12 protein-coding genes and 2 tRNA genes are annotated in these 11,677 nt (G+C 56.7%); all 14 read left to right on the plus strand.

Features of this window, described 5'->3' with window-relative positions; genetic code table 11:
- Window positions 1-273: 273 nt before the first annotated feature.
- The 14 genes from FZF01_RS17865 to pqqB all read left to right on the plus strand — a co-directional run bounded on the left by FZF01_RS17865 (window position 274) and on the right by pqqB (window position 11,660).
- Window positions 274-350, plus strand: a tRNA-Val gene (locus FZF01_RS17865).
- A gap of 181 nt (window positions 351-531) precedes the next feature.
- On the plus strand, window positions 532-2,457 hold the full coding sequence (gene thrS / locus FZF01_RS17870) for a threonine--tRNA ligase (RefSeq protein ID WP_150277095.1): 1,926 nt from the start codon (window positions 532-534) through the stop codon (window positions 2,455-2,457).
- On the plus strand, window positions 2,454-3,005 hold the full coding sequence (gene infC, locus FZF01_RS17875; RefSeq protein WP_188434448.1) for a translation initiation factor IF-3: 552 nt from the start codon (window positions 2,454-2,456) through the stop codon (window positions 3,003-3,005). Before thrS ends, infC begins: the two co-directional genes overlap by 4 nt.
- Before the next feature lie 61 nt (window positions 3,006-3,066).
- Complete coding sequence (gene rpmI, locus FZF01_RS17880) at window positions 3,067-3,267, plus strand: 50S ribosomal protein L35 (RefSeq protein ID WP_022964142.1); 201 nt, start codon at window positions 3,067-3,069, stop codon at window positions 3,265-3,267.
- Between the two features lie 22 nt (window positions 3,268-3,289).
- A complete protein-coding gene (gene rplT / locus FZF01_RS17885) occupies window positions 3,290-3,646 on the plus strand; it encodes a 50S ribosomal protein L20 (protein ID WP_150277093.1) in 357 nt (118 codons plus the stop codon).
- A gap of 104 nt (window positions 3,647-3,750) precedes the next feature.
- Window positions 3,751-4,755, plus strand: a complete 1,005-nt coding sequence (gene pheS / locus FZF01_RS17890; protein WP_150277092.1) for a phenylalanine--tRNA ligase subunit alpha — start codon at window positions 3,751-3,753, stop codon at window positions 4,753-4,755.
- Window positions 4,756-4,795: 40 nt separating this feature from the next.
- Entirely contained in the window at window positions 4,796-7,177 is a 2,382-nt protein-coding gene (pheT, locus tag FZF01_RS17895) for a phenylalanine--tRNA ligase subunit beta (RefSeq protein ID WP_150277091.1), read from the plus strand.
- A gap of 3 nt (window positions 7,178-7,180) precedes the next feature.
- Window positions 7,181-7,483: an integration host factor subunit alpha gene (gene ihfA, locus FZF01_RS17900; RefSeq protein ID WP_036992243.1), complete on the plus strand. Its 303-nt coding sequence runs from the start codon at window positions 7,181-7,183 to the stop codon at window positions 7,481-7,483.
- Entirely contained in the window at window positions 7,464-7,823 is a 360-nt protein-coding gene (locus FZF01_RS17905) for a MerR family transcriptional regulator (RefSeq protein ID WP_022964137.1), read from the plus strand. Before ihfA ends, FZF01_RS17905 begins: the two co-directional genes overlap by 20 nt.
- Window positions 7,824-7,911: 88 nt before the next feature.
- Window positions 7,912-7,988: transfer RNA gene (locus FZF01_RS17910), tRNA-Pro, on the plus strand.
- A 158-nt stretch (window positions 7,989-8,146) separates the two neighbouring features.
- Window positions 8,147-8,491 (plus strand): YggL family protein, encoded by a 345-nt coding sequence (locus tag FZF01_RS17915; RefSeq protein WP_150277090.1) that lies wholly within the window; start codon window positions 8,147-8,149, stop codon window positions 8,489-8,491.
- Between the two features lie 341 nt (window positions 8,492-8,832).
- Complete coding sequence (gene exaC / locus FZF01_RS17920) at window positions 8,833-10,353, plus strand: acetaldehyde dehydrogenase ExaC (RefSeq protein WP_150277089.1); 1,521 nt, start codon at window positions 8,833-8,835, stop codon at window positions 10,351-10,353.
- 254 nt (window positions 10,354-10,607) lie between these two features.
- Window positions 10,608-10,679: a pyrroloquinoline quinone precursor peptide PqqA gene (gene pqqA, locus FZF01_RS17925; protein ID WP_081941331.1), complete on the plus strand. Its 72-nt coding sequence runs from the start codon at window positions 10,608-10,610 to the stop codon at window positions 10,677-10,679.
- Window positions 10,680-10,748: 69 nt separating this feature from the next.
- On the plus strand, window positions 10,749-11,660 hold the full coding sequence (gene pqqB, locus FZF01_RS17930; protein WP_150277088.1) for a pyrroloquinoline quinone biosynthesis protein PqqB: 912 nt from the start codon (window positions 10,749-10,751) through the stop codon (window positions 11,658-11,660).
- Window positions 11,661-11,677 lie beyond the last annotated feature (17 nt).

Raw genomic sequence — 11,677 nt, forward strand, 5'->3', positions numbered from 1 at the left:
GGGGACGAGTAATACGGCCAACATAGGTGTTACCTATGTGGCCGGTTTGTGGTGTTACCTATGTGACCGGCTCAACATTTATCAGACAGACTCCCGCTGCCCGCCCCAATACCCCGTCATTCCCGCGCACGCGGGAAACCATTTTGACCTTCCGCTCCAGAAACGTTCCGCCGGCCCTGAGCCGCGCACCGCGCCCTTCAGGTAACTTGCAGATATTCAGTAACTTACCGCTTGACAAGGTTCGGCGTGCTGCGTAAAGTTCGCGGCCATTGCAGGCACGTAGCTCAGTTGGTTAGAGCACCACCTTGACATGGTGGGGGTCAGCGGTTCGAATCCGCTCGTGCCTACCAAATTAAAAGCCCGGCCCCTGTGGCCGGGTTTTTTGTTTCAGCGCCCTTCGGGGCGCCTGTGCAGTAGCCCGTGTGGGCGCCGGCGATCGTTAGCTGGTCTGAACTGCAGCATCAGGCATTCCGGACGGACTTTTCCATCATGTGGCCTTGCGTAGGGGTCACCACTGAGAAGGAGCGGCACATGCCCACTATTACTCTCCCCGACGGCAGTCAGAAATCGTTCGATCACCCCGTTACCGTACTCGAGGTCGCGCAATCCATTGGCGCAGGCCTGGCTAAAGCCACTCTGGCCGGTAAGGTCAACGGTAAGCAGGTAGACGCCTGCGACACCATCGACACCGATGCGACCCTGCAGATCATCACGCCGAAGGACGAAGAGGGGCTGGAGATCATCCGCCACTCCTGCGCTCACCTGATTGGTCATACTGTAAAGCAGCTGTACCCGACCGCCAAGATGGTGATTGGCCCGGTAATCGATGACGGTTTCTATTACGACATCGCCTACGAGCGCTCCTTCACCCCCGAAGACATGGCCGCCATCGAAGCGCGCATGCGTGAGCTGATCGCCACCGATTACGACGTGATCAAGAAGGTCACCCCGCGTGACCAGGTCATCGAGGTGTTCGAGTCCCGTGGTGAGGAATACAAGCTGCGTCTGGTCGAAGACATGCCCGACGAGCAGAGCATGGGCCTGTACTACCACGAAGAATACGTCGACATGTGCCGCGGTCCGCACGTGCCCAACACCCGCTTTCTCAAGGCCTTCCAGCTGACCCGCATCTCCGGCGCCTACTGGCGTGGCGATGCCAAGAACGAGCAGCTGCAGCGCATCTACGGCACCGCATGGGCCGACAAGAAGCAGTTGGCTGCCTACATCCAGCGTATGGAAGAAGCCGAGAAACGTGATCACCGCAAGATCGGCAAGCGCCTGGGCCTGTTCCATACTCAGGAAGAAGCCCCGGGCATGGTGTTCTGGCATCCGGATGGCTGGACCATCTATCAGGTGCTCGAGCAGTACATGCGCCAGATCCAGCGCGGTGCCAACTACAAAGAGATCAAGACCCCTCAGGTCGTTGATCGGGTGCTCTGGGAGCGCTCAGGCCACTGGGAGCATTATTCCCACGCCATGTTCACCACCGAGTCGGAAAGCCGCGACTACGCCATCAAGCCGATGAACTGTCCGTGCCACGTACAGGTGTTCAATCAGGGCCTGAAGAGCTACCGCGAGCTGCCGCTGCGTCTGGCCGAGTTCGGCTCCTGCCACCGCAACGAGCCCTCCGGCTCCCTGCATGGCCTGATGCGCGTGCGCGGCTTTACCCAGGACGATGCGCACATCTTCTGCACCGATGAGCAGGTCGAGGCCGAAGCGTCCGACTTCATAGCGCTGACCTTGCAGGTCTACAAGGACTTCGGCTTCGACGACGTCGAGCTCAAGCTGTCGACCCGTCCGGAAAGCCGGGTTGGTGACGACGCGCTCTGGGATCAGGCTGAAAAGGGTCTCGAATCTGCCCTGAACAAGGCCGGACTGAAATGGGATCTGCAGCCGGGCGAGGGTGCGTTCTACGGTCCGAAGATCGAATTTTCTTTAAAGGACTGCATTGGCCGCGTTTGGCAGTGCGGAACTCTGCAGCTGGACTTCATGCTGCCAGGTCGCCTCGGCGCCCAGTATGTAGCCGAAGACGGCGCACGCAAGACTCCGGTCATGTTGCACCGCGCGATCCTGGGTTCCTTTGAACGATTCATCGGTATTCTGATCGAACATTACGCTGGCGATTTTCCTGCCTGGCTTGCTCCAACGCAGGCCGCCATTCTCAATATCACCGACAATCAGGCCGATTTTTGCTCCGAAGTGGAGAAAAGTCTCAATGAAATGGGCTATCGGGCCACTGCGGACTTGAGAAACGAGAAAATTGGCTTTAAGATTCGCGAGCATACTTTGCACAAGACACCTTACCTCCTGGTAATTGGAGATAGGGAAGTCGAATCGCACACTGTGGCCGTGCGCACACGGGAGGGTAAAGATCTGGGTTCCATGACTGTTACCGAGTTCTCCGAATACCTCGCCCGTGACGTTGCACAACGAGGCCGCCAGAATTCGGAGCTATAAAGATTAAACGCGAGATGAGACAAGACAAAAGAGCCGCACAACGCCCGCCGATCAACGAGAACATCACGGCGCGCGAAGTCCGCCTGATCGGTGCCGAAGGTGAACAAATCGGTATCGTGTCCATTCAGGAAGCCATGGCCGCAGCAGAAGAGGCCAAGATGGACCTGGTTGAGATCTCTCCTGATGCAGAGCCGCCGGTTTGCCGAGTCATGGACTACGGCAAGCACGTCTTCGAAAAGAAGAAACAGCAGGCCGTCGCGCGCAAGAATCAGAAACAGATTCAGATCAAAGAAATAAAGTTTCGACCAGGGACGGAAGACGGGGACTATAAGGTCAAGCTACGTAACCTTATACGCTTCCTGAGTGATGGGGATAAAGCCAAGGTTTCATTGCGATTCCGCGGCCGCGAAATGGCCCACCAGGAGCTGGGGATGGAGTTGTTGAAGCGGGTCGAACAAGACCTGCTGGAATACGGCACCGTCGAACAGCATCCGAAAATGGAAGGTCGTCAGCTGATGATGGTCATCGCACCCAAGAAGAAAAAGTAACCTCCAGGGCATCGCCAGGCCTTGCGGTTATCTATTAACGCTCTATGCGGAGAAATTGAACATGGCTAAAGTAAAGATGAAGACCAAAAGGGGTGCTGCAAAGCGCTTCAAGGCGACCGGCAACGGTCTCAAGCACAAGCATGCTTTCAAGAGCCACATCCTGACCAAGATGAGCACTAAGCGTAAGCGTCAACTTCGGGGTACTTCCGAGTTGCACCCTGCTGATGTGCAAAAAGTCGAGCGCATGTTGCGTCTCCGTTAAGTCAAGGTTGAGGATATAAAGAATGGCTCGTGTTAAGCGTGGTGTAATGGCGCGTAAGCGTCACAAGAAAATTCTGAAACTCGCCAAAGGCTACTACGGTGCACGCTCACGCGTATTCCGTGTTGCCAAGCAGGCGGTCATCAAGGCAGGTCAGTATGCTTACCGTGACCGCAAGCAGCGCAAGCGTCAGTTCCGTGCTCTGTGGATTGCCCGTATCAATGCTGGTGCGCGTATGAACGGTATGTCGTACAGCCGTTTGATCGCTGGCTTGAAGAAAGCGTCCATCGAAATCGACCGCAAGGTTCTGGCCGATCTGGCTGTGAACGAAAAAGCGGCGTTTACCGCGATTGTCGAAAAAGCAAAGGCTAGCTTGGCTTAAGCCCTCGTTACGACAATCACCGGAGCCTGGCTCCGGTTGGCAACGTCATTAATAGGGGAAGAGCCTCATCGCTCTTCCCCTATTTTTGTTTCTGGAGTCTGTAAATGGAAAATCTTGACGCCCTGGTCGGCCAAGCCCTGAAGGCAATCGAACAGGCCGATGATGTCAGCACGTTGGAACAGATACGTGTGCAATACCTTGGCAAGAAGGGCGAACTGACCCAGGTAATGAAGACCCTGGGCAATATCCCCAACGAAGAGCGCCCCAAAGTAGGCGCCATGGTCAATGAAGCCAAGGAGAAGGTCTCGAGCGAGCTAAATGCCCGCAAGAGCAGCATGGAAGCAGCAGCCATGGATCAGAAGCTGGCTGCCGAGCGGATTGACGTCACCCTGCCAGGCCGCGGCCAGGTCAGCGGCGGACTGCATCCCGTTACGCGCACCATGGAGCGGATTGAACAGATTTTTGCCCACGTCGGTTATACCGTCGAGGAAGGTCCTGAAGTCGAGGACGATTATCACAACTTCGAAGCACTCAACATTCCCGGCCATCACCCGGCCCGGGCAATGCACGACACCTTCTACTTCAACGCTAACACCCTGCTACGCACCCACACCTCACCGGTTCAGGTACGTACCATGGAAAGCACGCAGCCGCCGATCCGGATCATCTGTCCGGGCCGTGTCTACCGCTGCGACTCGGATCAGACCCACTCACCCATGTTTCACCAGGTCGAAGGCCTGCTGATCGACGAGGGCGTGAGTTTTGCTGATCTGAAAGGCACCATCGAGCAGTTCCTGCGCGAGTTCTTCGAAGCTGACCTGGAAGTGCGTTTCCGTCCCTCGTTCTTCCCGTTCACCGAACCTTCCGCCGAGGTGGATATCCGCCGCACCGTGGTCAAGAACGGTGAAGAAAAGGCCGACTGGCTGGAAGTGCTGGGCTGCGGCATGGTGCACCCGGATGTGCTGCGCATGTCCGGTATCGATCCGGAAAAATATCAGGGGTTTGCCTTCGGCATGGGCGTCGAGCGCCTGACGATGCTGCGTTACGGAGTGGGCGATTTGCGCATCTTCTTCGATAACGATCTGCGTTTTCTCGAGCAGTTTCGCTAAGCGACGCACCCGCCAATCCCTTTGAAAGCAGGAACCAACAATGAAATTCAGTGAACAGTGGTTGCGCACCTGGGTGAATCCGCCGGTCTCCAGCGATGAGCTGGTAGCGCGCCTGTCCATGACCGGTCTGGAAGTCGATAGCGTCACGCCCGCCGCCGGGGCCTTCAGTGGCGTGGTAGTCGGCGAGATCATCAGCGCCGAACAACACCCCGATGCCGACAAGCTGCGTGTCTGCCAGGTCAGCGCCGGCGGTGAGCAGCACCAGGTTGTTTGCGGCGCGCCTAATGCGCGTGCCGGCATCAAGGTACCTTTCGCCACTGTTGGCGCGGTACTGGGTGAAGACTTCAAGATCAAGAAAGCCAAGCTGCGCGGCGTCGAGTCCCAGGGCATGCTGTGCTCCGCTGCCGAGCTCCAGTTGTCCGACGATCACGACGGCCTGTACGAACTCCCCGCGGATGCACCCGCAGGCCAGGATCTGCGCGAATACCTGGGTCTGAACGACGCTATTATCGAAGTCGACCTGACTCCCAACCGCGGTGACTGCCTGTCGATCGCCGGCCTGGCCCGTGAAGTCGCAGCCAACTACGGCGAGCAGGTCTGCCGTCCGACCGTTCCAGCCGTGCCCGCAATCAATGACGAACAGCGCGCGGTCGAGCTGCTCGCGCCCCAGGCGTGTCCGCGCTATATCGGCCGCGTGATTCGCAATGTCGACCTGTCCCGCCCGACGCCCCTGTGGATGGTCGAGCGCCTGCGTCGCAGCGATATCCGCAGCATTGATGCAGTGGTCGATATCACTAACTACGTCATGCTCGAACTGGGTCAGCCGCTACACGCATTCGATCTGGCCGAGATCCGCGGCGGTATTCGTGTGCGCATGGCCGAGGAGGGCGAGAAACTGGTACTGCTTGATGGCCAGGAAATAACCCTGCGTGCCGACACCCTGGTGATTGCCGACCACGAACGGCCGCTGGCCATGGCCGGCATCATGGGCGGCGAGCATAGCGGCGTCAGCGAGAAGACTACCGATCTGTTCCTGGAAAGCGCGTTCTTCGACACCATCGCGATCGCCGGCAAAGCCCGCGGTTACAGCTTGCACACCGACTCTTCACACCGTTTCGAGCGTGGCGTCGACTGGCAGCTGCAGCGCGAAGCAGCCGAGCGCGCCACCGCACTGATTTTGGAAATCGTTGGTGGCGAGCCTGGTCCGATCGTTGAAGCGGTTGAGCAGGCGCAGTTGCCTACGCTCAAGCACATCACCCTGCGTAACGAGCGCATCACGCAAATGCTGGGCATGCAGATGAGCGACGCCGATATTACCGGCTACCTCACAGGCCTCGGACTGCAGATCAACGCCGATGGCGCCGAGCAATGGCAGATCAATGTACCCAGCCACCGCTTCGACATCAGCATTGAGGTCGACCTGATCGAAGAGCTGGCCCGCCTGTATGGCTACAACCGTCTACCCGTCAGTGCGCCCACCGCAGCGCTGACCCTGACTGCCAAGCCGGAAACCCGTGGCGAGCTGCCGGTACTGCGTCGCCTGCTGGTTGCTCGCGGTTACCATGAAGCCATTACCTACAGCTTCGTCGAGCCGGGTCTGAACAAACTGTTCGACCCGCAGATCGAGCCCCTGGCCCTGGCTAATCCGATCTCCAGCGACATGGCTGTTATGCGCACGTCCTTGTGGCCAGGTCTGAGCAAGGCCGTGCAGTACAACCAGAACCGTCAGCAGGGCCGCGTCCGCCTGTTCGAAAGCGGTCTGCGCTTCGTGCCCCAGGCCGATGGCCAACTGCTGCAGGAACCGATGCTGTCCGGTATCGCCACGGGCAGCCGTGCACCCGAAGGCTGGGCCAACAGTAGCGACAAGCTCGACTTCCATGATGTGAAGGGCGATGTAGAGGCGTTGCTGGGGCAGGGCGGTGCGGGTGATCAGTACCGCTTCGAGCCCGCAGAGCACCCTGCTTTGCATCCGGGTCAGACCGCGCGTATCACCCGCGACGGACACACAGTTGGCTGGCTGGGTGCGTTGCATCCACAACTGGCCACCGAGCTGGATCTGCAAGGTGCCGTGTTCGTATTCGAACTGGCTCTAGGCAAAATCATCAAGGGGCGCCTGCCGCGTTTCGCTGAGTTGTCCCGTTTCCCTGAAGTTCGTCGGGACATCGCTCTGGTCGTCGACAAGACAATGGTGGCCGCAGATCTGCTTGCCGACATTCAAAGCAATGCGGGCGAAGCATTGAAGAACCTCAGGTTGTTTGACGTCTATGAAGGTAAAGGTATTGATCCGCATAGAAAAAGTCTGGCAATCGGCTTGACGTTACAGCATTCGTCACGCACTCTTACTGATGATGAGGTGAACGCTGTCATGGACAAAGTGCTTACGTCTCTGGAGCAAAGGTTCAATGCCACACTAAGGAAATAGCCTATGGGGGCTCTGACAAAAGCAGAAATGGCGGAACGTCTCTACGAGGAACTTGGCTTCAACAAGCGTGAAGCCAAGGAACTGGTAGAACTGTTTTTCGAAGAGATTCGGAACGCCCTGGAAAGCAACGAGCAGGTCAAACTGTCGGGATTCGGCAATTTTGACCTGCGCGACAAGCGCCAGCGGCCAGGCCGCAACCCCAAGACCGGTGAAGAAATTCCTATTACCGCCCGGCGTGTGGTCACCTTTCGCCCCGGACAGAAACTCAAGGCACGAGTAGAAGCATATGCTGGAACCCAGCCATAACGACGAACTACCAGTCATACCCGGCAAGCGTTACTTCACCATCGGCGAAGTGAGTGAGCTGTGTGCGGTCAAGCCGCACGTATTGCGTTACTGGGAGCAGGAATTCCCACAACTGTCGCCGGTCAAGCGCCGCGGCAACCGTCGCTACTACCAGCGTCAGGACGTGCTTATGATCCGTCAGATCCGTGCACTGCTTTACGATCAGGGCTTCACTATTGGCGGCGCCCGTCAGCGTCTGTCCGGTGATGAAGCAAAGGAAGACGTCACCCATTACAAGCAATTGATCCGCCAGACCATCACCGAACTGGAAGAAGTGCTGCAGGTTCTGCGGACCCATTGATTTACCCGCATAATGAAAAAAAACTTTCTCGTATCAGATAGTTAATGTATTATGCGACCCGCTTCGACAGACAAAGTCGAAGCACAGTCGGGGCGTAGCGCAGCCTGGTAGCGCACTTGCATGGGGTGCAAGGGGTCGAGTGTTCGAATCACTCCGTCCCGACCAATATTCAGTGATTTAGCCCAATGTTGACGCATTGGGCTTTTTCATTTCTGGGAGCTGAAGGGCGACTCCCGGCAAACTGTTTGCCCTGTATCTTGTAATCTGACCGACCTTCAAGCTTGTTATTCTCCCTGCTTAAATCATCCAAAGAGGAATTTTCCATGGCTACCACCCGTTCGCGTCGTTTGCGCAAAAAGCTCTGTGTTGATGAGTTTCAGGAACTGGGATTCGAGCTGAACCTGGATCTGAAGGATGACCTTGGTGTTGAAGAGATCGATAGCTTCCTCGATCAGTTCATTCTGCAGGCTCTGGAAGCCAACGGCCTGAACTATGTTGGCGGTGAAGATTTCGGCCTGGTCTGCCTGGCCGAGCGGGGCTCTGTCAGCGAAGAACAGCGTGCAGCGGTAGAGAGCTGGCTCAAAGGCCGTAGCGAACTGAGCAAAGTGGAAGTCAGTCCGCTGGTGGATGCCTGGTATCCAGACACGGCAATTACTGCTTCGGCCTGAAGTGGTAATCGCTCCATACCTGACGGGGTTCAGAAGTAGAATCAGGCTACCATGGCCAGCTTCTGTCGCTGCGTGGTAACGCTCAGTCGTCGTTGCGACGCCCGTCCCGATGGATATTGATGAAAAAGCCCAGTCAGAAATGACTGGGCTTTTTTATGCGTATTGTTTTTGGCCCCAGAGTTGGCTGTTGCTGATCCGCTTGAACTCATTTTGGTGCTAGTAGTACTAAATAACGAACCCCACCCTGCCAAGGAGGCATACCCGGGGACCCTCTGCTGTAACTAGTATCGTTTCAAGACTTGGCTCGTGAGGAGCCAGGCAACGTGCAGAGGATAACAATCATGATTTATGCAAATCCCGGAGCTCAGGGCTCTGTCGTTTCTTTCAAAGAGCGTTATGGCAACTTCATCAATGGTGAATTTGTCGCGCCAGTCAAAGGGCAGTACTTCACCAACCTCTCGCCTGTGACGGGTGGCGTTATATGCGAGATTCCCCGTTCCACTGGCGAAGATATCGAAAAGGCTCTGGATGCCGCTCACGCAGCCAAGGTAGCCTGGGGCAAAACCTCGGTGCAGGCTCGTGGCAATATTCTTCTGCAGATAGCTGACCGCATTGAACAGAATCTCGAAAAGCTTGCTGTTACCGAGACCTGGGACAACGGCAAGGCCGTTCGCGAAACATTGAACGCCGACATCCCGCTCGCAGCGGATCATTTCCGCTACTTCGCTGGTTGTATTCGCGCCCAGGAAGGAACGCTGGCGGAGATTGATGAGCACACCACCGCTTATCATTTCCATGAACCGCTTGGCGTCGTGGGTCAAATCATTCCCTGGAACTTCCCACTGCTGATGGCTGCCTGGAAGCTCGCGCCAGCGCTGGCCGCGGGTAATTGCATCGTGCTCAAGCCGGCGGAACAGACGCCGCTGGGTATCCTGGTACTGATGGAGATCATCGGTGACCTGTTGCCGCCGGGCGTTCTTAACGTGGTCAACGGCTACGGACGTGAAGCAGGCGAAGCACTGGCTACGAGCAAGCGCATCGCCAAGATCGCCTTCACTGGCTCCACACCGGTTGGCAGGCACATCATGCACGCTGCTGCGGAAAATATTATTCCTTGCACGGTTGAGCTCGGTGGCAAGTCTCCCAACATCTTCTTTGCCGACATCATGCAGGCGGAAGAGTCATTTATCAGTAAGGCTGTGGAGGGTCTGGTCCTGGCGTTTTTCAACCAGGGCGAAGTCTGCACTTGTCCATCACGGGCGTTGATCCAGGAATCCATGTACGACGAATTCATTGCGCTGGCAATCAAACGCACCCAGAGCATCAAGCGTGGTAATCCACTGGATACGGAAACCATGGTCGGTGCCCAGGCTTCCGAGCAGCAGTTCGACAAGATCCTGTCTTACATGGAGGTTGCTCGTCAGGAGGGCGCCGAGTTCCTGATTGGCGGTAATGCAGAAAAGTTGGAAGACAGCATCAACAACGGATATTACATTCAGCCGACCCTGCTTAAGGGTCACAACAAGATGCGCATATTCCAGGAAGAGATATTTGGTCCGGTCGTCAGCGTCACCACCTTCAAGGACGAAGCCGAAGCACTGGCGATTGCCAATGACAGCGAGTTCGGCCTTGGTGCAGGGCTCTGGACGCGCGACAACAATCGCTCCTATCGCATGGGCCGTGCGATCCAGGCTGGTCGAGTATGGACTAACTGCTATCACCTGTACCCGGCCCATGCGGCTTTTGGCGGCTACAAGCAGTCAGGTGTCGGACGGGAAACGCACAAGATGATTCTCGACAGTTATCAGCAGACCAAGAACCTGCTGGTCAGCTACGACACCAATCCACTGGGCTTCTTCTAGGTCCCTGTTGCGTTCGCCCGGGATTGCTCCCCCCGGGCGGGCGTATTCTGTGGGTGGTCTCCATTATTGCGCAGCTTCGGCTGCGTTTTTTTATGCCCGGCGGATAACTGTAACCAGATCAGGCACTTTCAGGCCCTACCAAATCGGGCCGAATCTAGTTCCAAAGTACCATTCTTGGAGTTCAATGCGGGTGTTTAACTGAATCTGTCGGCATTGACCGACATGACTCACTCGTAAAACAAGAGGATCGACCTATGTGGACTAAACCGAGCTTTACCGATCTGCGTATCGGCTTTGAAGTCACCATGTACTTTGCTAATCGTTGAGCAGTCGGCACCCCGGCTTGCCGGGGTGTTTCTCAGATCAAACCGATTCGGTGAGCCTCAGGAAAACCCATGCATATTCAGATACTAGGTTCAGCAGCGGGGGGCGGTTTTCCGCAGTGGAACTGCAATTGCCATAACTGTGACGGAGTACGCAAGGGCACCCTGAACGCCAAGCCGCGCACCCAATCTTCTATCGCCTTGTCGGACGACGGTATCAACTGGATTCTTTGCAACGCGTCGCCGGATATTCGTGCTCAGCTGGAAAGCACTCCGGTGCTGCAGCCCGCGCGCGCTGTGCGCGATACCGCAATCGGTGCAATTGTGTTGATGGATAGCCAGATCGATCATGTAACAGGCCTCTTGACCTTGCGCGAGGGCTGCCCACACCAGGTGTGGTGTACCGACATGGTACATGAGGATCTCAGCACCGGTTTTCCCCTGTTCAAGATGTTGGCGCACTGGAATGGGGGCTTGCAATGGAATCCGATCCCTTTGGCTGGAGAGTTCAGCATTCCCGTTTGTCCTGCTTTGCGTTTTACCGCCATTGCGTTACGCAGCGCAGCGCCTCCCTATTCGCCGCATCGTAACAATCCCCATCCTGGTGACAACATCGGATTACTGGTGCGCGATCTGAATACCGGTGGCGTCCTTTTCTACGCACCAGGTCTGGGTCGTCCAGATGATCGAGTCAGGGCAGTGATGGCTGACGCCCACTGTCTGCTGGTGGACGGCACCTTGTGGCGTGATGACGAAATGGCATTCGCTGGCGTGGGCGACAAGCTGGGTAGCGAAATGGGGCATCTACAGCAGAGCGGCGTTGACGGGATGATTGCCTTGCTCGATGAGCAGCGGGCCTCTCGCAAGGTACTCATCCACATAAATAATACCAATCCTATCCTGGATGAGGATTCGCCTGAGCGGGCCGAACTGACCCAGCACGGAATTGAAGTCGCTTTTGACGGCATGCACATCACGCTTTAAGGAGTCCATCTTGCAGC

The organism is Halopseudomonas salina (assembly GCF_008641105.1).